The following is a 20,727-nucleotide window of genomic DNA, read 5'->3' on the forward strand; positions in this document are numbered from 1 at the left end:
ACGCCCTGGGGGCATGCCTCTAGCGTGGCGACAATGCCATTCAAGGAGCTTCAACGTGCGCGTCCAACCTGATGCGGTCTTCGTACCGCTGAACATCGCCGTGCTGACTGTCAGCGACACCCGCACCTACGACAACGATACCTCCGGTGAACTGCTGGCCAGCCGCTCGGTAGAGGTCGGCCACCGCCTGGTGGCGCGGGCGCTGCTCAAGGACGACCTGTACAAGATCCGTGCCCAGGTGGCTACCTGGATTGCCGATGAACAGGTGCAGGTGGTGCTGATCACTGGTGGTACCGGCTTTACCGGGCGTGACAGCACGCCAGAGGCGGTGGAGTGCCTGCTGGAGAAGCGCATCGATGGCTTTGGCGAACTGTTCCGGGCGTTGTCGATTCTGGATATCGGCACCTCGACCGTGCAGAGCCGAGCGCTGGCCGGGTTGTCCAACCGCACGCTGGTGTGCTGCCTGCCGGGGTCTACCGGGGCTTGCCGTACGGCGTGGGAGGGGATCCTGGCGGAGCAACTGGATGCGCGGCATCGGCCTTGCAACTTCGTCAAGCACTTGTTGCCGATCGAGGCTTGTGCCAGCCGGGCTGATTCGTTAACAGCTGGCTGACGCAGTCGGTGTAGGAGCGGCCTTGTGTCGCGAAGGGCTGCGCAGCAGCCCCGGCAATTTTGCAATTTGGCTGAAATCCCGGGGCCGCTACGCGACCCTTTCGCGACACAAGGCCGCTCCTACAGGGACCGCGCAGGCAGGCCAGTTGTGCTCGAGGCAACAACAATCGGTCAGCTCAACACATACCCCACCGGCAACAACGCCGGTGGCAGCTGCTGTTCCCCCACCCGCGCCAGCACATCCCGCTCCACCGTCCGCACCATGGCATCGGTCGGCAGATCATTTTCATCCCGCCCAAACGGGTCTTCCAGCTCATTGCCAATCGCATCCAGGCCAAAGAACGTATACCCGACGATGGTAGTGAACAGCGGCGCCAGCCAGCCCAGCGGCTCGGCCAGGGCAAACGGCAGCAGAATGCAGAAGATATAGATGGTGCGGTGCAGCAACAGCGTATAGGGGAACGGCAGCGGTGTGCCCTTGATCCGCTCGCAGGTCGCCTGCACTTCGGTCAGGCCCACCAGCCGCTGCTCCAGCAGGCTGTAACGCCAATCGCTGATGTGTTGCTGCGCAGCCAGTTGCGAACAGTGCGCGCCGATCTCTTGCAAGATGCCATCACAGACATTGTGCGCGCTGATCTTGCTGTCTTTCGCCAGCCAAGGCTTGGCCGCGCGCATTTCACACTCATTGCGCAAACGCGCATTCAGCGCATGGGCAAACCCGCACAGGCTGCGCAGCAACTCGGCACGCAATCTTTCATCGGTGATCACCACGCTTTCACGCACGAACGAGCGGGTTTCGATAATCAGCTTGCCCCAGGCCTTGCGCCCTTCCCACCAACGGTCATAACAGGCGTTGTTGCGAAAGCTCATGAAGATCGACAGCGACAGGCCCAGCAAGGTGAATGGCGTGGCGCTGACCGGGTAGAAAAACGCCGGAAAATGCCGCTCGGCCAGCACGATCAGCGCGGCCAGCAGGGTGACCATCAGGCAGCGCAAGGCGATGCGTTTGACGATCGACCCTTTGAGGGTGAACAGCACGCGCAGCACATCGGGGGTGGGGTGGACGATCATGGAAATCCAGAGACAGCCGTTCAGCCGCCGGTCATGTTCATGAAACGCAGGATCTGCACGTCGCCACCCACTTCGAAGTGGTGGCGGTAGGGCTTGAGGTGCAGCGAGTCGCGGATGGCCTTTTCCAGGCGTTCAGGGTTGCCCGGGTGGGCACGCAACACGTGTTTGAGGTCGACCGAGTGCTCGTTGCCCAGGCATAACAGCAGGCGCCCTTCAACGGTGAGGCGCACGCGGTTGCAGGTGGCGCAGAAGTTGTGGCTGTGCGGCGAAATGAAGCCGACACGGGTGTTGGCCGCTTCGGCCAGGCGCCAGTAACGGGCCGGGCCTTGGGAAGTTTCAGTCGACTCAATCAGGGTGAATTGCTCGGCCAGCCGTTCGCGCACTTCATCGCTGGAGCAGAACGACTCACCACGTTCGTGCTCGCTGATCACCCCCAAGGGCATTTCTTCAATGAAGGTGATGTCCAGCTCACGGTCGATGGCAAAGCGCACCAGGTCGACCAGTTCGTGGTCGTTGCGGCCCTTGAGCACCACGCAATTGAGCTTGGTGCGCTTGAAGCCGGCCCGGCGAGCCGCGTCGATGCCGGCAATGACCTGATGCAGGTCGCCGGTGCGGGTCAGTTGCTTGAAACGCTCGGGGTTCAGGCTGTCGAGGCTGATGTTCAGGCGGGTAACGCCCGCGTCGAACAGCGGCTGGGCCAGGCGCCCGAGTTGCGAGCCGTTGCTGGTCATGCACAGTTCGCGCAGGCCGGCCAGGGCGGCGATGCGCCCGCACAGCTCGACGATGCCCTGGCGCACCAGCGGCTCGCCACCGGTCAGGCGGATCTTGCGGGTGCCGAGGGCAACAAAGCGTTCGGCCACCTGGAACAGTTCTTCGAGGCTGAGGATTTGCTGGCGCGGCAGGAACTGCATGTCTTCGGCCATGCAGTACACGCAACGGAAGTCGCAGCGGTCTGTGACCGACATCCGCAGGTAGTCGATTTTCCGGTTGAAGCCGTCGATCAGGGCTCGGCTGTTCTGTTCCACGTTCGCGCTCGAATCTCGAAGGGGTTGGGACACAACTCCAAGCTATAACCTGGGGGCGGGGGCGTCAAATTGCTTTGTCCGACTGCTTGATCGATGGCCTCTATCGGTTGGCACAGCATCTTCAGCGCCTGTGAGATCGAGCGCCGCCCGCGCGGCGCTCGGTCTCACAGGCGCTGAAGATGGCACGACAATCACCTGGAGACCCATGATCGAAACCGCTTATCACGCCGTAAGATCTTTCGATTGGACGCCCCCGCCCCACGCTCCATACGCTGAATAAAAGCATCGAAGCGTGAGGATTCATCGCATGAGCCAGGACGAACACATCAGGGACTACAAAGGCGCCGCCGCCGGCTGGGGCGCGCTGAAAAGCGTGACCAAGAGCTGGCTGGGTAGCGAGAACGCCTTCAAGAACCTGCGGGCCATGCTCAAGACCAACCAGAACGGCGGCTTCGACTGCCCCGGGTGCGCCTGGGGCGAATCGCCGGAAAGCGACATGGTCAAGTTCTGCGAAAACGGCGCCAAGGCGGTCAACTGGGAGGCCACCGGCCGCTCGGTGGACCCGGCGTTCTTCGCCAAATACAGCGTCAGCGCGCTGAAAGACCAGACCGACTACTGGCTCGAATACCAAGGCCGCCTCACGCACCCGATGCGCTACGATGCGGCCACCGACCACTATGTGGAAACCACCTGGCAAGAGGCCTTCGAGCTGGTTGCCAAGCACCTGCGTGCGCTGCAGTCGCCGGACGAGGCCGAGTTCTACACCTCGGGCCGGGCCAGCAACGAAGCGGCGTTCCTTTACCAGCTGTTCGTACGCGCCTATGGCACCAACAACTTTCCTGACTGCTCGAACATGTGCCACGAAGCCAGCGGCGTGGGCATGGCGGAAACCCTCGGGGTGGGCAAGGGTACCGTGGTGTTCCACGACCTGGAGCTGGCCGACGCGATCTTCGTCATCGGCCAGAACCCTGGCACCAACCACCCGCGCATGCTTGAACCGCTGCGCGAGGCGGTCAAGCGCGGTGCCCAGGTAGTGTGCTTCAATCCGCTGAAAGAGCGTGGCCTGGAGCGCTTTCAGCACCCCCAGCACCCGTTCGAGATGCTCAGCAACGGCTCCGAGCCGACCTCCAGCGCCTACTTTCGCCCGGCTTTGGGTGGCGACATGGCGGCCATGCGTGGCATTGCCAAGTTCCTGCTGCAGTGGGAGCGTGAGGCCCAGGCCAAGGGCGAGCCCGCGGTGTTCGACCACGCCTTCATCGCCGAGCACACCAGTGGCGTCGATGACTACCTGGCGGTGGTGGACGCTACCCCCTGGGAGCATATCGTCAAGCAATCGGGCCTGACCCTGGCCGAGATCGAGCTCGCTGCACGCATGTACCGCAAGGCCGAGCGGGTCATCATGTGCTGGGCCATGGGCGTCACCCAGCACCGCCATTCGGTGCCGACCGTGCAGGAAATCGTCAACCTGCAACTGCTGCGTGGCAACGTCGGCAAGCCAGGCGCCGGCTTGTCGCCCGTGCGTGGCCACAGCAACGTGCAGGGCGACCGCACCATGGGCATCGACGAGAAACCCAAGGCGGCGTTGCTCGACGCCATCGAAAAACGCTTCCAGTTCCGTGTGCCGCGGGCCCACGGCCATAACGCGGTGCTGGCGATCAAGGCCATGGAAGAGGGGCGGGCCAAGGTGTTCGTCGCCCTGGGCGGCAACTTCGCCCAGGCCACCCCGGACACCCCGCGCACCCATGCGGCGCTGCAGAACTGCGCGCTGACCGTGCAGATTTCCACCAAGCTCAACCGCTCGCACCTGGTCACCGGCCGCGATGCGCTGATTTTGCCGTGCCTGGGCCGTACCGAAATCGACCTGCAGACCGAGGGGCCGCAAGGTGTGACCGTGGAAGACACCTTCAGCATGGTGCACCTCTCCAACGGCCAGTTGCGCCCACGCTCGCCACACATGCGTTCGGAGCCGTGGATCCTCGCCGGCATGGCCAAGGCCACGCTGGGTAACCAGCCGATCGACTGGGAATATGCGGTGGCCGATTACAACCGTATTCGCGACATGATCGCTGACGTCATCCCTGGGTTCACCGATTTCAATAAACGCCTGAATAGCCCGGGCGGCTTCCACCTGGGCAACAACGCGGCCGACCGCAACTTCCGCACGGCCACGGGCAAGGCCCGCTTCATGCCCCATGCGCTGCCCGAGGCGTTGATCAATGCCAAGGTGCTGGCCCGTGGCGACAAGCCCGACCTGATCCTGCAGACGCTGCGTTCGCACGATCAGTACAACACCACGTTGTATGGCCTGGACGACCGTTACCGCGGGGTGTTCGGCCTGCGTGAAGTGGTGTTCGTCAACGAGGCCGACATCCGTCGCCTGGGCTTCGAGCCGGGCGAGCAGGTGGACCTGGTGTCGCTGTGGGAGGATGGTGTGGAGCGGCGGGTGTCGGGGTTCCGCCTGGTGGCGTATGACGTGCCTGAAGGGCAGGCGGCGGCGTATTACCCAGAGACCAACCCGCTGGTGCCGCTGGAGAGTTATGGCGAGGGCACCTATACCCCGACCTCGAAGTTTGTGGCCATCAAGGTGGAGAAGGCCAAGGCCGGGAACCGGATTGCGGCGGTCCTGGCTGCCGATTAAACGGTTGCCTGTGCTGGCCTCTTCGCGGGTAAACCCGCTCCTACAAGGATCACCACAGCCCTGAGAGCTGTGGTGATCCTTGTAGGAGCGGGTTTATCGGGGCGCCGAACCGCCGCGAACAATCCAGCACCGATTCAGGAACGGTTCACCGGATAGGCCGTGGTGTACTTCATCTGCTCCATGGCAAAACTGGAGGTGATATTGGAAAGCCCATCGGTACTGGTAATCAGCTTTTTGTAAAACCGGTCATACGCCGCAATATCGCCCACCACCACCCGCAGCATGTAGTCCCAGTCCCCCGACATGCGGTAGAACTCCATCACTTCCTCGAACCCGGTCACGGTCGCGGCAAACTGCTCAAGCCAGGCGCTGTCGTGGCGCTGGGTCTTGAGCTGGACGAACACGGTAAGCCCCAACCCCAGCTTTTCCGGGTCGAGCAGGGCGACACGGCCGACAATGTAGCCGTCCTCTTCCAGGCGCTTGACCCGCTTCCAGCACGGCGTGGTCGACAGGTTGACGGCCTCGGCCAGGTCCTTCAGCGAAGTCGAGGCATCGCGCTGAAGCAGGGTAAGAATGTGCTGGTCGAAACTGTCCATATCGCGCGCGGGCCGTGCCGGAAAAATATTTCACAGATTACCCCAAGGCCAGACGATTTGGCTTGTGCCATAGTGGCGGCTTTCATTCTGCCAATGGGCCTGACCATGTCCGACAAGCCGCGTAATTTCGCCACCCGTACCCTCCACGCCGGCGAGCAGTTCAGCGTTGCCGACAACGCCATCTTCCCGGCCATCGTCACCGCCAGCTCGTTTACCAAGCGCAGCCTGGACGACAAGCCGGAGTACTCCTATAGCCGCGTCGGCAACCCCACCCGGCATGCCTACGAAACCTGTGTCGCCGCGCTGGAAGAAGGCGTGGGTGCCGTGGCCTGCGCCTCGGGGGTGAATGCCACCGCCACGGTGCTGGAGCTGCTGCCCAAGGACGCCCATGTGGTGGTCATGAACGGCGTGTATGGCGGCACCTTCCGCATCATGGAAGACTACCGCAGCCGCACCTCGGGCCTGACCACCACCTATGTCGACCTCAACGACCTCGACGCCGTGGCTGCCGCAATCAAGCCGCAAACCCAGCTGATCTGGATCGAGTCGCCGACCAACCCGCTGCTGCACCTGGTCGACATCAAGGCCGTGTGCGACCTGGCCAAGGCGCGCGGCATTCTCACCTGCATCGACAACACCTTCTGCTCGCCCTGGAACCAGCGCCCGATCACCCTGGGCGTGGACCTGGTGATGCATTCGGCCAGCAAGTACATCGGTGGTCACTCCGACCTCACCGGTGGCGTGGTGGTGGCCGCCAATGATGCACTGCTGGCACGCCTGCGCCGCATCAGCATGGCGATTGGTGCGGTACAGGGGCCGTTCGACTGCTACCTGGCCCTGCGCGGCCTGAAGACCCTGGATGTACGTATGGAGCGCCAGTGCAGCAACGCCCTGCAGGTGGCACGCTTTCTCGAAGACCACGCGCAGGTCGAGCAGGTGTATTACCCGGGGCTGGAAAGCCACCCGCAACATGAGCTGTGCAAACGCCAGATGCGCAGTGGCGGGGCGGTGGTGGCGATGAAGGTGAAAGGCGACCGCGCCGCGCTCAACCGCCTGGTGGAGGCGCTGCAGATCTTTGTGCTGGCCGACTCGCTGGGCGGGGTGGAAAGCATGATCAACCACTCGTGGAGCATGTCGCACTGTTCGTTGAGCCCGGAGCAGAAAGGCGTGATGGGGATCAGCGAGAACCTGCTGCGGTTGTCGGTGGGGATCGAGGATTACCGCGACCTGGTCGAGGACCTGGACGGGGCGTTGAACGCGCTGGTTGCTGTGTAAGGGCTGCTGGCCTATTCGCGGCGGTTCGACGCCTCGATGAACCCGCTCCTACATCGGACCGCGTCCCTTGTAGGAGCGGGTTTACCCGCGAAGAGGCCAGTAGGCTCAATGAATTCCTGTCAGGATTTCGGCGGATGAATAATCCGTTCGATCTTGTCCTTGATCAGCAACCGCTCCTTGCGCAGGCGGTTGACGGCCTCGTCGTTGGTGCCGTTGCCTTCGGCGGCGACCACCTCCTTGTCCTTGGCGTTGTATTCCTTGTGCAGTGAATGCAGCGCCTGGTCCTTGTCCATGAGCGCCTGGAAATTTTCAGCGGTAACGTGCAGGTCAGCGAGCAGATCATGCGGAACTGGCATTTCTTCACCTCTGTCAGGGTTGTCGGTAAGGTCCTGACCACTGAGGATAGCCGCCTTTACGCAGGCGGGGGATGGCGGCCTGGCTGAACGGCAGCTGAAACAAATGCCGATAAACGCCAAAACGGGCCTGTTCACGAAATTGTTACCGACTTTTTCACAAAAAATTGATGACGCACTTTCTAGAGTTCGCCCAACTTTCCCACGGTGCCATCCGGCCTGGGGGTTGATAATCACTCTTGATTGCGAACGCTGATGCTCAACTTCAAATCCCTGCGGACTGAATGGGTCACGCTGCTGGCCAGCCTTTACCTGTTGATCGGTTTCAACATGTTCCTCTGGGAGCACCTGCAAGAGGTTGTGCCCCCCGGCCTGTCGGGGCTGTGGCTGAGCCTGGCGTTTGCCGTGCTGATGCTGTTCGCCTTCAATCTGGTGCTCACGTTATTTGCCTTCCGCTATGTATTGAAACCGTTGCTCATTGTGTTGTTCATGAGTGGCGCGGGCGTGGCTTACTTCATGAACCAGTACGGCGTACTTATTGATGCCGGCATGTTCCGCAATATGGCCGAGACCAATGTTGCGGAAGTGCGTGACTTGATGTCGTTCACGTTTGCCGCTTATATCCTGCTACTGGGTGTACTGCCTTCGGTGCTGCTGTGGAAGGTGCAGATCGTCTATCGCCGCTGGCACCGCGAGTTGCTGGGGAAACTGGTGGTCAGTGGCGCCTGCGTGGTGGCCCTTGGCTCGGTGGCATTGGTCAACTATCAAGGGTTGTCGTCGCTGCTACGCAATCACCACGAACTGCGCCTGATGCTCACCCCGAGCAATATCGTCGGCGCCTCCATTGGTTATGTCAGTGAGCGGGTCGGTACGGCATCGCGCCCGTTCCAGCCTTACGGCGAAGATGCCAAGCGCGATGCCGCCTGGCAAAAACATGAGCGCAAGTCGCTGACCGTGCTGGTGGTGGGTGAAAGTGCCCGGGCAGACCACTTTGGTGTGCTGGGCTATGACCGCGATACCACACCGAACCTGGCCAAGGAACAGGGCCTGCTGGCGTTCTCCGACGTGCACTCGTGCGGGACCGAAACTGCCGTCTCGGTGCCGTGCATGTTCTCCGGCATGAAGCGCAAGGACTACGACGCCCGGGTGGCGAAAAACCGTGAAGGGTTGCTGGACATACTCCAGCGTGCCGGCCTGGCGGTGCAGTGGCGCGACAACCAGTCGGGCTGCAAGGGCACCTGCGACCGCGTGCAGTTCATCGATGTCAGCAACCTCAAGGACCCGCAGCTTTGTGCCAATGGCGAATGCCATGACCAGATCCTGTTGCAAGGCCTGGACGAACTGATCGACAACCTCGACAAGGACACTGTGCTGGTGCTGCACCAGATGGGCAGCCACGGCCCCGAGTACTTCAAGCGCTACCCCAATGGCGGCGAGCGGTTTACCCCGGTGTGCCAGAGCAATGCACTGAACCAGTGCAGCGAAGCAGAGATCATCAACGGCTACGACAACACCCTGGCCTATACCGACAACGTGCTGGCTTCGCTGATCGACACCTTGCGCAGCAAGCAGGACAAGGTCGACACGGCGATGATCTACCTGTCCGACCATGGCGAGTCGCTGGGTGAGTACAACCTGTTCCTGCACGGTACGCCTTACGCCATCGCCCCCGAGCAACAGAAGCACGTACCGCTGCTGACGTGGTTCTCCGACAGCTACAAGGAGGACTTCGGCGTCGATACCGACTGCCTGGCCAAGCTCAGCGATGCCCCGCTGTCGCAGGACAACCTGTTCCACTCGATGCTCGGCCTGTTGCAGGTGCACACCGAGGTCTACCAGCAGTCGCTGGACATGTTCGCCAGTTGCCGGCCCTGGCTGGCGGCCAAGCGCTGATGCAGCACAAAATACCCAAACTGCACCATTGATCGATATCAAGGATGGCCCGGGTTTCACCAGCAGTGCCCGCGCCGTATATACTGCGCGCCAATGTTAGTGGGAGAGCCTTGTGGCCATCGAAATTCACTGGATCCGTGACGACCAGAGCCTGGCCGAACACTGCCGCGACTGGCATCAACTGCCCTTTGTCGCCGTCGATACCGAATTCATGCGGGTCGACACCTTTTACCCGAAAGCCGGGCTGATCCAGATCGGCGACGGCCAACGGGCGTTCCTGATCGACCCGCTGTCGATCGGCAACTGGCAACCCTTGGCCGAGCTGCTCGAAGACAGCAGCGTGGTCAAGGTTCTGCACGCCTGCAGCGAAGACCTCGAGGTGCTGCTGCGCCTGACCGGCAAGCTGCCCCAGCCGCTGTTCGACACCCAGCTGGCCGCCGGTTACCTGAACCTGGGCTTCTCCATGGGCTATTCGCGCCTGGTACAGGAAGTGCTGGGCATCGAGCTGCCCAAGGGCGAAACCCGCTCCGACTGGTTGCAGCGCCCGCTGTCGGAAACCCAAGTCAGCTACGCTGCCGAAGATGCCGTGCACCTCGCCGAGTTGTTCACCGTGTTGCGCCCGCGCCTGAGTGACGACAAGTACGCCTGGGTGCTGGAGGACGGTGCCGAGCTGGTGGCCGCCTTGCGCCGCGAAGTCGAGCCCGAAAGCCTGTACCGCGACGTCAAGCTGGCCTGGAAGCTGGTCCCGCAGCAACTGGCCGTACTGCGCGAGCTGTGCGCCTGGCGTGAGCGTGAAGCGCGCAGCCGCGATGTGCCGCGTAACCGCATCCTCAAGGAGCACTCGCTGTGGCCCATGGCCAAGAGCCAGCCGAACAACCTGTCGGCATTGGCCAAGATCGACGAGATGCACCCGCGCACCATTCGTCAGGACGGTGAGTGCCTGGTCCAGCTGATCAAGCGCGCCGCCAGCCTGCCGGCTGAGCAATGGCCGGCGCCGTTGCCCGAGCCGCTGCCGATCGAGGCCGCCGGTATCCTCAAGCAGCTGCGCGCCATCGGCCAGGCTGAAGGCGAGCGCCTGGGTATTGCCCCCGAGCTGATGCTGCGCAAGAAAGCCCTGGAGGCGCTGCTCAAGAGCGGCTACCCCAATGGCCCCTATCAACTGCCCGATTCGCTGCGCGGCTGGCGCCGTGAGCGCATGGGCCAGGCCCTGCTGGATAACCTGGCTGGTGCCGGAGAGACCCGATGAAACGCATTTGCTCGATCTACAAGAGCCCACGCAAGAACGAAATGTACCTGTACGTGCTCAAGGCCGACGGCCTGGAACGCGTGCCCGAAGGCTTGCTGCCGGCCTTCGGCACCCCCATGCACGCGTTCGACCTGGTGCTCAGCCCCGAGCGCAAGCTGGCCCGCGAGGACATCACCAAGGTGCTGGAGAACCTCGACAATCAGGGCTACCACCTGCAGATGCCGCCGCTTGAAGACGAATACATCGAGCACCTGCCCGAAGAGCTGCTGCGCCGTAACGACCCGGTCTGATCATGCGCGTATTGATTGCCGAGCATGACCATGCCCGCTACGCCGAGCTGTTGCGCGCAGCCGCGCCGGAAGTGGAAATCCTGACCAGTGGCGACTCGGCCGAACTGGCCCGCCAGGCACCCCATTGCCCGGTGTGGCTGGGCCAGCCAGACCTACTGGCGAGCTTGCTGCGCCAAGGCCACAAGCCCGAGTGGATACAGTCGACCTGGGCCGGCATCACGCCGTTGCTGGCCGATGGCCTGCCGCGTGCTTACCGCCTGACCCGTGCGGTGGGTATCTTTGGCCAGGTGATGGCTGAATACATGCTCACCTACCTGCTGGGCCATGAGCGCGAGGTGCTGTCGCGCCTGGTCAGCCAGGTCGAGCGGCGCTGGGACGACCGCCCGGGGCGTACCCTGGAAGGGCGCAAGGTGCTGATCGTGGGCACCGGCGACATCGGCCAGCGCGTCGCCGAGTTCCTGCAGCCGTTTGGCGTGGCGCTATACGGGGTTGCCAGCAGCGCCCGCGAACAGGCACCGTTCGTCGAAGTGGCGGCGCTGGCCGACCTGCCGCGCCTGGTTGGCCAGGTCGACTACGTGCTCAACCTGCTGCCCGATACACCTGCCACCCACGACCTGTACGACGCTGCACTGTTCAAGTGCTTCCAGCCCACGGCGCTGTTCATCAATGCCGGTCGTGGCGCGGCAGTGGTGGATGCTGACCTGGTAGAGGCGCTGAAAGAGGGCCACCTGGCCGGGGCGGTGATCGATGTGTGCCGGCAGGAGCCGCTGCCCAGGCAGCACCCGTTCTGGACGGCCTGGGGCTTGCTGCTGACCGGGCACAGCTCGGCGCCCACCTCGCCGGGGGCGATGGTGCGGTTGTTTGTCGAGAATGTGCGGGCTTATGCGGCCGGGCAGGGGATGCGTGGCGAAGTCGACTTCGCGCGGGGTTATTGATTTGTAGTGGCCTGTACCGGCCTCTTCGCGGGTAAACCCGCTCCTACAAGGGTAATGCGATCAATGTAGGAGCGGGTTTACCCGCGAAGAGGCCCGTACTGCCAACCCAAAGCTTACAGGCTGAAATCACCCTCAGCCGCCAGCTCACTCAGCGGCTTGCGCGGGCTAGGCACTTCACGCGACTGCAGCGCTTCGTCCAGGCTGGCCTTGTCCCCCAGCTTGCCGATCGCCACCATGGCATGCAGCACATAGCCTTCCGGGATCTTCAGTTCCTGGCGGGCCAGTTCCTGGTCGAACCCGGCCATGCCATGGGTATGCCAGCCACTGATGCTGGCCTGCAGGGCCAGGTGCCCCCAGGCGGAACCGGTGTCGAAGGTGTGCCACAGCGCCGGTTTTTCTTCGGTGGCACCCGGGGCGGCGAAGGTGGTCTTGGAAATCACCAGCACCAGCGCCGACGCCTGTTGCGCCCAGCTGCGGTTGAACGGTACCAGCAGGCTCAGGTAACGCTCCCAGCTTGGCGTGTCACGGCGGGCATACAGGAAGCGCCAAGGCTGCGAGTTGTACGCCGACGGTGCCCAGCGGGCGGCTTCCAGGAAGCTCAGCAGGGTTTCTTCACTGATCGGCTCGGCGGTGAAGGCGCGTGGCGACCAGCGGTTGATGAACTGCTCGTTGATGGCGTAATCGGCAATGCGGGGGTTGGCGCTCATGGCGGCTCCTGCAAAAGGACGGGAAATGCGCACGCTACTGCGTCCCGTCGCGACTGACAAGCGGTCTGGCTTTGCCGAAGCCCAGGCCCTAGACTGGCGCCGCCATGGCCCCCAGCTTCAAGTTGCAAGCTGCAAGCCGCAAGAGAAAAGCCATATGCGCTGCCTTTGCTTGAAGCTTACAGCTTGAAGCTAGCAGCTGACTCCATGCAGGAAACCCGTGTAATGATCGCTGAAAACGCGCCGTTCTGGCGGCGCAAGACCCTCGAACAACTCAACCCGCAAGAGTGGGAGTCGCTGTGCGACGGCTGCGGCCTGTGCTGCCTGCAAAAGCTCGAGGACGAGGACGACAACAGCGTTTACTACACGCGCATTGCCTGCAAGCTGCTGGACCTGCAAACCTGCCAGTGCAGCGATTACCCCAACCGCTTCGCCCAGGTGCCAGACTGCATCCAGCTCACCCCAGGCAAGGCTGACCAGTTCACCTGGCTGCCGAGCACCTGCGGTTACCGCCTGGTCAGTGAGGGCAAGGACCTGCCTGCCTGGCATCACCTGGTCTGCGGCGATCGCCAGCAGGTCCATGAACAGCGCATTTCCCAGGCGGGGCGTATGCTCAGGGAGCAGGATGTGCACGAAGACGACTGGGAAGACCACCTGATCTTCCGCGCCAGCTGACCGGCGCGGCCCGCTGCCAAGGGGAAACAAGGAGTTTCTGTATGCGTTGCCAGCTGTTATTGCTGTTGGGCCTGATGGCCAGTGCGCCCGCTTGGGCGAAAAAGGTCAACCTCGACTACGAAGTACGCCTGCTGCCTGCCAGCGGTCAGGCGGAGGTTCGCCTGACCTTGGCTGAAGGCAGCGCGGTGCGCAGCCTTGACTTCGACCTGGGCAAGGCCGGGGCCTACAGCGGCTTCCAGGCCGATGGCCAATGGCAACTGAAAGGTCAGCGCGGGGTATGGCAGCCTGCGGCCGGCAAGACCAGCCTCAGCTACCGCGTGCTGCTGGACCAGAAGCTTGCCAGCGGCGCGTTTTCGTCGCGTATCACCCCGCACTGGGCGTTGTTCCTGGGTGACCAGTTGGTACCGCCTGCGCGCCTCGACCAGCAGGATGGGACCGAGCTGGTGGCGCGCCTGGCATTCGACCTGCCCGAGGGCTGGAAGAGCATCGAGACCTCCTGGCCGCGCGTCGGCAAGGACAAGTTTCGCATCGACAATGTATCGCGCTTGTTCGACCGGCCGACTGGCTGGATGCTCGCCGGTGATCTGGGCAGCCGCCGCGCCCGCCTGGGCAATACTGAAGTGACCGTGGCCGCACCGGTGGGGCAGGGCATGCGGCGCATGGACAGCCTGACCTTGCTTACCTTCGTCTGGCCGCAGCTGCAGGCGGTGTTCCCGCGCAACCCGCCGAAGCTTTTGCTGGTGGGCGCACGTGACGGCATGTGGCGCGGGGCGATGGCGGCGCAGGGCTCGCTGTATTTGCACAGCGCCAGGCCGATGGTCAGCGAGAACGGCAGCAGCCCGTTGTTGCGCGAAGTAGTGCAGTTGTTTGCGCAGATTCATGGGCGCGACGGCAGCGACTGGCTGGTCGAAAGCCTGACCGACTATTACGCCAGTGAGTTGCTGCGCCGTTCAGGCGGGGTGAGCGATGACCGCTACCAGGCCTGGCAGGCGCGCCTGAGCAAGCAGGGCGCCAAGGTCACCCGGCTCAAGGGCGAGCATGCAAGCCCAGCCCAGGTGGCCCGCGGGGTAATGCTGCTGCAAGCGTTGGACAAGGAAATCCGCATCCATACCCAGGCCAAGCGCTCGCTGGACGATGTGGTGCGCGGGCTGATGCGCTTGCCGAGCGTCAGCACCGAAGAGTTTGTGCAGATCAGCGAGAATGTGCTGGGGCGGCGGTCCGAGGTGTTGCAGAGCAAGGCGTTGCGCTAGGCATCTCTATCGCCTGAGCCGGCCCCTTCGCGGGTAAACCGGCTCCTACAGGGCAATCACCGCCTGTTGTAGGAGCGGGTTCACCCGCGAAGAGGCCGGCACAGGCCAGTGATATCCCTGCAGCCATGAGCGCCCTGTGGGAGCTGGCCTGCCGGCGAAAGGGCCAGCACAGGCAATGCATTAATCAGCTGCCAGCCAGCGGATCCTTGCCGGTCACGGTCACCCCCTCGGTAGCTGCCTTGGCACTGGCCTTCAACGCCTCCAGCTCCGCCGCACTGCGTTCGATATCCGAACGCAACCGGTGATACTCCTGCCGATGCCGCTGCCACCAGGCTTTGGTCGAGCAATGCCCGCTGACCCCACGCGCCACCGCCAGCCCACCCACCACCATCTGCAACAAACCGACCAGGCCGCCGTGGCGCAGCCCCTTGCTGACCATCAGCGCCCCGCCGGCCAGCGAGCTGACCCGTTCCAGACCACGGACATTATGCTGCGATGACGCAGCGGAATGGATATCGAGCATGACAACCCCTCCATGTGAAATGTAATCAGCTGACCCGCAGCGCGCCGCCCGCGTTCATTCGGGTCGCCCTGCGGCAACTGATATCGCCTTCAGGGCTCTGTCATGCTTCTTTCAGCGATGCCGATGTCATCTATGGTCAAGTCCGTGGCGAATCCAGGCAACTTGACTGCCCCCTCGCTGGCGTACCGTGACCGGGCGCGAAGCTCGTCCACGCTGGGTTTCGATCCAGGAGCTTCACGTCCCCCCACAAAGAAAACAAAAGCAGGGATCAGGATGACAATGACAAGCGCGAGTGGCGCCGGCAATCAGCTGGCGCAAGGCTTCAAGCAACGCCATGTGACCATGCTGTCCATCGCCGGGGTAATCGGTGCCGGGTTGTTCATCGGCTCCGGGCATGCCATCGCGGCGGCCGGCCCTTCGGCCATCGTCGCCTATGCACTGGCAGGTGCGCTGGTGGTGCTGGTGATGCGTATGCTTGGGGAAATGGCGGTCGCCAGCCCCGATACCGGCTCGTTCTCCACCTACGCCGACCGCGCCATCGGCCGCTGGGCCGGCTTTACCATCGGCTGGCTGTACTGGTGGTTCTGGGTGCTGGTCATACCCATCGAAGCCATCGCCGCTGGCGTGGTACTCAACAACTGGTTCCCGCACATCGATGCCTGGTTCTTCGCCCTGAGCATGACCGTGTTGCTGACCGCCACCAACCTGTTCAGCGTGGCCAAGTACGGTGAGTTCGAGTTCTGGTTCGCCATGCTCAAGGTCATCGCCATCGTTGCCTTCATCGCCTTGGGCGCAGCCGCGTTGGCCGGGGTGCTGCCGGGTCGTGAAGTCAGTGGCCTGCCACTGCTGCTGGAGCAGAAGGGCGGCTTCATGCCCAATGGCTGGACGGCGATCATCGGTGCCTTGCTCACCACCATGTTCAGCTACCTGGGTACCGAAGCGGTGACCATCGCCGCTTCCGAGTCGAAAGACCCGGCGCGCAACATCGCCAAGGCCACTCGCTCGGTGATCTGGCGCATCAGCGTGTTCTACCTGCTGTCGATCTTCGTGATCATCTCGGTAGTGCCATGGAACGACCCGCTACTGCCGGTACAGGGCTCCTACCAGCGAGCGTTGGAAATCATGCACATTCCCTACGCCAAGCTGCTGGTGGACATGGTGGTGCTGGTGGCGGTGGCCAGTTGCCTGAACTCGTCGATCTACATCTCGTCGCGGATGTTCTATTCGCTGAGCAAGCGTGGTGATGCGCCGGGCTTTATCCAGCGCACCTCCAAGGTAGGTGTGCCGCGTGCGGCGGTGATCGGCAGCACGCTGATCGGCATGCTGGCAACCATCGTCAACTACTTCGCCCCGGCCGAGGTGTTTGCCTTCCTGCTGGCCAGTTCCGGGTCGATTGCCTTGCTGGTGTACCTGGCGATTGCCTTCTCGCAATTGCGCATGCGCGCCATCCTGCAGCGGCAGAACGTCGACATTGCCTTCAAGATGTGGCTGTACCCGTGGCTAACCTATGCAGTGATCGGTTTCATCATCTTTGCCCTGGGTACGATGTTCATCATGCCCAAGCACCGTATGGAGGTGTCACTGACCTTGGCGCTGGCGCTGGTGATCCTGGCGCTGGGGGTGATTACCGGCAGGCGGCATGCACAGCGGGAGGCTTTGGCTGCTGCCTGAGAGGTTGAGGTGATGGCAGGGTGTACACCGAGCGGTTTTCGGTGCCCATGAGATTGAGCGCCGCCCGCGCGGCGCTCGATCTCACAGGCGCTACAAATGCTTGGCTTGTCGTTTCTGGGTAATTTCCTGTCCGGTTTGGCAATGCAGCCACCAGGGTGTTTAATTCCACCCCTGACCCCCGCGGAACCCGCTAAAAACAAGGGTCCAGGCAGATTTCACCGTTCATCGAAAATGCTGTAGACACATTGTCTAACAGTGCCATATAGTCGTTATACAAATAGTAGACATAGCGCTATGACAACAAAGAAGGCCGCCATGAAAGCCAGTGTTCAACCACTCACCGCTGAAGTGCCGCAGGACCGCAAAGCCGTCCTTGCCGAAGCACTGCGCCGCCGGATCCTCAGCATGGAACTGGCCCCCGGCGCGGTGGTGGACGAACTGGCCCTGTGTGACGAGTTTGGCCTGTCGCGCCCCCCGGTCCGTGAGCTGCTGCGCCAGATTGCCGCCGAAGGCTACATCGAACTGGAAGCCAACCGCGCGCCACGCGTCGCCGCCATGAACCACGAGTCGCTGCACAGCTTCTACGTTGCCGCGCCGCTTATCTACGTGGCCACCACCCAGCTGGCCGCCACCTACGCCAGTGCCGATGAAATAGAAGTGCTCAAGGCTATCCAGGCTAAATTCCGCCAGGCCATCGAAGAGCGCGACGTGGAAAACCGCGTGCTCTACAACGACGCCTTCCACCTGGAAATCGGCAAGATGGCGCACAACGATTACCTGATGCCAAGCCTGCGTCGGCTGCTGATCGACCATACCCGCCTGGGCAAGATTTTCTACCGCCACCCGACCACCGACGACATGCAGCGTGACCTCGAGATTGCCTGCGAACAGCACGAGCAGATGATCGAAGCCATCGAGCGCCGTGATGCGCCGACTGCTGGCCAGTTGGCGCGTGAACACATGGAGCTGTCGCGCCGGCGCATGGCCGAATATGCCGCCCCGCAAGGGCTGGATGTACCGATCCAGATATGAAATACCCCGGTCGGGCCACCGGTGCTGACCACTCGTCAAACAACAAGATCCAGGTTAGTCACATGACAAGAATAAGTTCGTTACCTGCCGATGATGCCAGCTGTGGCTGGTATCACCTGAGCAAACCCCGCACGCCAAGGCCGGCCCACAGTGGTCACAGCCAGGCGCGTTGGGCAGTGGTCGGCGCCGGCTTTACCGGCCTGGCCGCTGCGCGGCAGCTGGCAACGAACTTTCCGGATGACGAGATCGTGCTGATCGAGGCACAGGAGGTCGGCTTTGGCACCTCCGGGCGCAACGCCGGCTTTGCCATCGACCTGCCGCATGACATCGGCGCCGAGGACTACATTGGCGACATCGACATCGCCAAGACCGTGCTCAAGCTCAACCTGGGCGGCCAGTCGTACCTCAAGGAATTGATCGAGCGCTACGACATCGAGTGCCAGTTCCGCCACTGCGGCAAATACCAGGCGGCCATCGAAGACCGAGGCATTGCCGTGCTGGATGCCTATCGCCGTGGCCTGGACAAGCTTGGCCAGCCTTACGAAGTGATCGAAGGCCGCGATCTGCCTGACCATATCGGCACGCACTTCTACCGCAAGGGCCTGTTCACCCCTGGCACCGCCTTGCTGCAACCCTCGGCACTGGTCAAAGGCCTGGCCGACAGCCTGCCGAGCAATGTTTCGCTGTACGAGCACACGCCGATCACCGACGTCGATTACGGTCACAAGGTCGTGCTGCGCCACGCCAATGGTTCGATTACCGCCGACAAGCTGGTGCTCACGACCAATGCCTTTGGCATGAGCTTCGGCTTCCTCAAGGGCCGCATGCTGCCAGTGTTCACCTACGGCAGTATCACCCGCCCGCTGACCGAAGAAGAGCAGGCACGCCTGGGAGGCAAACCGTACTGGGGTGTGATCCCCGCCGACCCGTTCGGCACCACCCTGCGCCGCACCGTCGACAACCGCCTGCTGATCCGCAACAGTTTCAGCTACAACCCCGACGGGCGCAGCAACCGCAAGTACCTCGAGCGCTTTGTCCAGCGCCACCGCGAATCGTTCGCCCGGCGTTTCCCGATGTTGCCTGAAGTGAACTTCGAATATACCTGGGGCGGCGCACTGGCATTGTCGCGCAACCACATGGGCTTCTTTGGCAAGTTGGCGCCCAATGTCGTCGGCGCACTGTGCTGCAACGGTCTGGGCGTTACCCGGGGCACCGTCACCGGCAAGTTGCTGGCCGACTGGCTGGCCGGTGACAAGAACCAACTGATCGAATTCCTGCTCAATGCCCCAGGGCCTTGCGCAAACCCGCCGCAGCCCCTGGTTTCCCTGGGCCTGAACGCCAACCTGATGTGGGGGCAGTTCCGCGCTGGCAAAGAAAGCTGATCGATAGCAGGCGATAGGCTTAGAACAGACAGGTCGGCGTCGATAACGCCGGCACGGGCTCACTCAGCCCGAAATTGACGGCCGGTAGCCAATACCGGGTACCCGGGGCTGAACAGTGTTTTCAGTTTCGCGGGCACGCTCGCCTTGAATTTGTGCATGTAGCAGAAGTGGCAGGAACAATAATGACAAGTCCTAATGTTTCGATTGAAGAAGTACCGATCAACAACTTTCACCAGTTGCTGACCCTGCGTTCCGGTGGCGGCTCGTTCGTCGACGGCTATGTACTGAGTATCATCGGCGTGGCCATGGTGCAGATGTCCGCGGGCCTGAGCCTGACCAGTTTCTGGCAGGGCATGATTGCCGCCTCGGCGCTGATCGGGATTTTCTTCGGTGGCTTCTTTGGCGGTTGGCTGACCGACCGTTTCGGCCGCAAGCGCGTGTTCTTCGTCGGCCCGACCCTGTTTATCCTGGCCTCGCTGGCGCAGTTCTGGGTGGAGTCGGCGCTGGCCCTGTTCCTGCTGCGTTTTGCCATTGGCATTGCCGTGGGCATCGAATACCCGGTGGCCACTTCGCTGCTGGTGGAGTTCCTGCCCAAGAAGAACCGTGGCCCACGCCTGGCCACCCTGACCGTGCTGTGGTTCGCCGGTGCGGCCACTGCCTACTTGGTCGGTGAGGCCATCCTGCGCCACGGCGGTGACGATGCCTGGCGCCTGGTGCTGGCCAGTGCTGCGGTGATTGGCGCGCTGCTGTTCGCCATCCGCCTGGGCACCCCCGAATCGCCACGCTGGCTGATCAGCAAAGGCCGTTCGGCAGAGGCCGAGCAGGTGATCAAGCGCGTGTACGGTAATGGCTTCTCGCTCAGCAACCTGCCGGAAGAGCCCAAGTCGCGCAAGCTGTCGTTCCTTAGCCTGCTGCACTCCGGCTACGGCAAACGCATGCTGTTCGTCACCCTGTTCTGGACCTGTTCGGTGATCCCGGTGTTCGCCGTCTACGCTTTCGCGCCGAAGGTGTTGGGTGCGCTCAACCTGAAAGGGGACTGGGCAGCGATCGGTTCGGTCGCCATCACCTGCCTGTTCGTGGTCGGTTGCATCATCGGCACCCGCTTGCTGAATACCATCGGCCGGCGCACCACACTGCTGCACAGCTTCTTCTGGTCGGGGCTGGCACTGCTGGGCCTGGGCGCCTTCAGCCACGGCAACGAGATGCTCATCCTCGCCCTGTTCGGCGCCTACGCGCTGTTCATAGGCGGTGCCCAAGTGCTGCAGCTGGTCTACCCCAACGAACTGTTCCCCACCGAAATCCGCGCTGGCGCGGTGGGCGTGGGCACCTCGATGTCGCGTATCGGCGCAGCCGTCGGCACCTGGCTGGTGCCCATCGCCCTGGATAGCTACGGCATCGGCGCGACCATGTATGCCGCCGCCGCCGTGACCTTCGTCGGCCTGGCCTTCTCGGTCGCGCTGGCCCCGGAAACCCGTTCGCTGAACCTGCAGCAAGCGGCATCGCTGAGCTGAACCCAAACAACCCACCGCAGCGACGCCGCTGCGGGCTTTACCACA

Annotated in this window: 19 protein-coding genes; 13 read left to right on the forward strand and 6 right to left on the reverse strand. The window is 62.7% G+C overall.

Annotated features, from left to right (window positions below; all coding sequences use genetic code 11):
* The first annotated feature begins 55 nt into the window (after positions 1–55).
* Positions 56–613 (forward strand): molybdenum cofactor biosynthesis protein B, encoded by a 558-nt coding sequence (moaB, locus tag ACIP02_RS03985; RefSeq protein WP_400613452.1) that lies wholly within the window; start codon positions 56–58, stop codon positions 611–613.
* Between the two features lie 170 nt (positions 614–783).
* On the opposite strand, the gene ACIP02_RS03990 is transcribed toward moaB, so the two are convergent.
* Complete coding sequence (locus ACIP02_RS03990) at positions 784–1,683, reverse strand: bestrophin family protein (protein ID WP_400613454.1); 900 nt, start codon at positions 1,681–1,683, stop codon at positions 784–786.
* A gap of 20 nt (positions 1,684–1,703) precedes the next feature.
* Positions 1,704–2,708: a GTP 3',8-cyclase MoaA gene (gene moaA / locus ACIP02_RS03995; RefSeq protein ID WP_400613456.1), complete on the reverse strand. Its 1,005-nt coding sequence runs from the start codon at positions 2,706–2,708 to the stop codon at positions 1,704–1,706.
* 307 nt (positions 2,709–3,015) lie between these two features.
* Between moaA and ACIP02_RS04000 the strand changes: the two genes are divergently transcribed.
* Positions 3,016–5,346, forward strand: a complete 2,331-nt coding sequence (locus ACIP02_RS04000; RefSeq protein WP_400613458.1) for an FdhF/YdeP family oxidoreductase — start codon at positions 3,016–3,018, stop codon at positions 5,344–5,346.
* A 134-nt stretch (positions 5,347–5,480) separates the two neighbouring features.
* On the opposite strand, the gene ACIP02_RS04005 is transcribed toward ACIP02_RS04000, so the two are convergent.
* A complete protein-coding gene (locus ACIP02_RS04005) occupies positions 5,481–5,942 on the reverse strand; it encodes an Lrp/AsnC family transcriptional regulator (protein ID WP_400613461.1) in 462 nt (153 codons plus the stop codon).
* 93 nt (positions 5,943–6,035) lie between these two features.
* Here ACIP02_RS04005 and ACIP02_RS04010 point away from each other — a divergent pair, with 93 nt between their 5' ends.
* The gene (locus tag ACIP02_RS04010) at positions 6,036–7,217 is read left to right on the forward strand and encodes a trans-sulfuration enzyme family protein (protein WP_400614140.1); all 1,182 of its coding nucleotides are present in this window, start codon (positions 6,036–6,038) and stop codon (positions 7,215–7,217) included.
* A 119-nt stretch (positions 7,218–7,336) separates the two neighbouring features.
* Here the strand turns inward: ACIP02_RS04010 and ACIP02_RS04015 are convergent, their stop codons facing one another.
* On the reverse strand, positions 7,337–7,573 hold the full coding sequence (locus tag ACIP02_RS04015; RefSeq protein WP_400613463.1) for a YdcH family protein: 237 nt from the start codon (positions 7,571–7,573) through the stop codon (positions 7,337–7,339).
* Between the two features lie 252 nt (positions 7,574–7,825).
* On the opposite strand from ACIP02_RS04015, the gene ACIP02_RS04020 reads away from it, so the two are divergent.
* The 4 genes from ACIP02_RS04020 to ACIP02_RS04035 all read left to right on the forward strand — a co-directional run bounded on the left by ACIP02_RS04020 (position 7,826) and on the right by ACIP02_RS04035 (position 11,934).
* Positions 7,826–9,463, forward strand: a complete 1,638-nt coding sequence (locus ACIP02_RS04020) for a phosphoethanolamine transferase (RefSeq protein ID WP_400613465.1) — start codon at positions 7,826–7,828, stop codon at positions 9,461–9,463.
* A 112-nt stretch (positions 9,464–9,575) separates the two neighbouring features.
* The gene (gene rnd / locus ACIP02_RS04025) at positions 9,576–10,709 is read left to right on the forward strand and encodes a ribonuclease D (RefSeq protein WP_400613467.1); all 1,134 of its coding nucleotides are present in this window, start codon (positions 9,576–9,578) and stop codon (positions 10,707–10,709) included.
* The gene (locus tag ACIP02_RS04030; RefSeq protein WP_016488604.1) at positions 10,706–10,999 is read left to right on the forward strand and encodes a YcgL domain-containing protein; all 294 of its coding nucleotides are present in this window, start codon (positions 10,706–10,708) and stop codon (positions 10,997–10,999) included. Before rnd ends, ACIP02_RS04030 begins: the two co-directional genes overlap by 4 nt.
* A gap of 2 nt (positions 11,000–11,001) precedes the next feature.
* Positions 11,002–11,934, forward strand: a complete 933-nt coding sequence (locus ACIP02_RS04035) for a D-2-hydroxyacid dehydrogenase (protein WP_400613469.1) — start codon at positions 11,002–11,004, stop codon at positions 11,932–11,934.
* Between the two features lie 113 nt (positions 11,935–12,047).
* Here ACIP02_RS04035 and ACIP02_RS04040 read toward each other — a convergent pair whose 3' ends face one another.
* Positions 12,048–12,641 (reverse strand): nitroreductase family protein, encoded by a 594-nt coding sequence (locus tag ACIP02_RS04040; RefSeq protein ID WP_400613471.1) that lies wholly within the window; start codon positions 12,639–12,641, stop codon positions 12,048–12,050.
* Between the two features lie 222 nt (positions 12,642–12,863).
* Between ACIP02_RS04040 and ACIP02_RS04045 the strand changes: the two genes are divergently transcribed.
* Both ACIP02_RS04045 and ACIP02_RS04050 read left to right on the forward strand, forming a co-directional pair.
* On the forward strand, positions 12,864–13,313 hold the full coding sequence (locus tag ACIP02_RS04045) for a YcgN family cysteine cluster protein (RefSeq protein WP_201200656.1): 450 nt from the start codon (positions 12,864–12,866) through the stop codon (positions 13,311–13,313).
* 41 nt (positions 13,314–13,354) lie between these two features.
* Positions 13,355–14,563, forward strand: coding sequence for a hypothetical protein (locus tag ACIP02_RS04050; RefSeq protein WP_400613474.1), 1,209 nt, complete (start codon positions 13,355–13,357; stop codon positions 14,561–14,563).
* 184 nt (positions 14,564–14,747) lie between these two features.
* Here ACIP02_RS04050 and ACIP02_RS04055 read toward each other — a convergent pair whose 3' ends face one another.
* Positions 14,748–15,086 carry a DUF2892 domain-containing protein gene (locus ACIP02_RS04055; protein ID WP_400613476.1) on the reverse strand — a complete coding sequence of 113 codons (339 nt, stop codon included), beginning with the start codon at positions 15,084–15,086 and terminating at the stop codon, positions 14,748–14,750.
* Between the two features lie 273 nt (positions 15,087–15,359).
* On the opposite strand from ACIP02_RS04055, the gene gabP reads away from it, so the two are divergent.
* From gabP to ACIP02_RS04075, 4 genes are all read left to right on the forward strand, one after another.
* The gene (gene gabP, locus ACIP02_RS04060; RefSeq protein ID WP_400613478.1) at positions 15,360–16,757 is read left to right on the forward strand and encodes a GABA permease; all 1,398 of its coding nucleotides are present in this window, start codon (positions 15,360–15,362) and stop codon (positions 16,755–16,757) included.
* Between the two features lie 315 nt (positions 16,758–17,072).
* Positions 17,073–17,789, forward strand: coding sequence for a GntR family transcriptional regulator (locus tag ACIP02_RS04065; RefSeq protein WP_400613480.1), 717 nt, complete (start codon positions 17,073–17,075; stop codon positions 17,787–17,789).
* A 62-nt stretch (positions 17,790–17,851) separates the two neighbouring features.
* Positions 17,852–19,171, forward strand: coding sequence for an NAD(P)/FAD-dependent oxidoreductase (locus ACIP02_RS04070; protein WP_400613482.1), 1,320 nt, complete (start codon positions 17,852–17,854; stop codon positions 19,169–19,171).
* A gap of 182 nt (positions 19,172–19,353) precedes the next feature.
* Complete coding sequence (locus ACIP02_RS04075) at positions 19,354–20,682, forward strand: MFS transporter (protein ID WP_400613484.1); 1,329 nt, start codon at positions 19,354–19,356, stop codon at positions 20,680–20,682.
* Positions 20,683–20,727: the final 45 nt, after the last annotated feature.

It is taken from the genome of Pseudomonas sp. NPDC089408 (assembly GCF_044749445.1).
Lineage (GTDB): Bacteria > Pseudomonadota > Gammaproteobacteria > Pseudomonadales > Pseudomonadaceae > Aquipseudomonas.

Bases quoted from the DNA above. Each gene is read 5' to 3' on its own strand.
- ACIP02_RS03990 (WP_400613454.1), bottom strand. From the start codon at position 1,683: ATGATCGTCCACCCCACCCCCGATGTGCTGCGCGTGCTGTTCACCCTC.
- ACIP02_RS04000 (WP_400613458.1), top strand. From the start codon at position 3,016: ATGAGCCAGGACGAACACATCAGGGACTACAAAGGCGCCGCCGCCGGC.
- ACIP02_RS04005 (WP_400613461.1), bottom strand. From the start codon at position 5,942: ATGGACAGTTTCGACCAGCACATTCTTACCCTGCTTCAGCGCGATGCC.
- ACIP02_RS04010 (WP_400614140.1), top strand. From the start codon at position 6,036: ATGGGCCTGACCATGTCCGACAAGCCGCGTAATTTCGCCACCCGTACC.
- ACIP02_RS04015 (WP_400613463.1), bottom strand. From the start codon at position 7,573: ATGCCAGTTCCGCATGATCTGCTCGCTGACCTGCACGTTACCGCTGAA.
- ACIP02_RS04020 (WP_400613465.1), top strand. From the start codon at position 7,826: ATGCTCAACTTCAAATCCCTGCGGACTGAATGGGTCACGCTGCTGGCC.
- ACIP02_RS04030 (WP_016488604.1), top strand. From the start codon at position 10,706: ATGAAACGCATTTGCTCGATCTACAAGAGCCCACGCAAGAACGAAATG.
- ACIP02_RS04035 (WP_400613469.1), top strand. From the start codon at position 11,002: ATGCGCGTATTGATTGCCGAGCATGACCATGCCCGCTACGCCGAGCTG.
- ACIP02_RS04040 (WP_400613471.1), bottom strand. From the start codon at position 12,641: ATGAGCGCCAACCCCCGCATTGCCGATTACGCCATCAACGAGCAGTTC.
- ACIP02_RS04045 (WP_201200656.1), top strand. From the start codon at position 12,864: ATGATCGCTGAAAACGCGCCGTTCTGGCGGCGCAAGACCCTCGAACAA.
- ACIP02_RS04050 (WP_400613474.1), top strand. From the start codon at position 13,355: ATGCGTTGCCAGCTGTTATTGCTGTTGGGCCTGATGGCCAGTGCGCCC.
- ACIP02_RS04055 (WP_400613476.1), bottom strand. From the start codon at position 15,086: ATGCTCGATATCCATTCCGCTGCGTCATCGCAGCATAATGTCCGTGGT.
- gabP (WP_400613478.1), top strand. From the start codon at position 15,360: ATGACAATGACAAGCGCGAGTGGCGCCGGCAATCAGCTGGCGCAAGGC.
- ACIP02_RS04065 (WP_400613480.1), top strand. From the start codon at position 17,073: ATGAAAGCCAGTGTTCAACCACTCACCGCTGAAGTGCCGCAGGACCGC.
- ACIP02_RS04070 (WP_400613482.1), top strand. From the start codon at position 17,852: ATGACAAGAATAAGTTCGTTACCTGCCGATGATGCCAGCTGTGGCTGG.
- ACIP02_RS04075 (WP_400613484.1), top strand. From the start codon at position 19,354: ATGACAAGTCCTAATGTTTCGATTGAAGAAGTACCGATCAACAACTTT.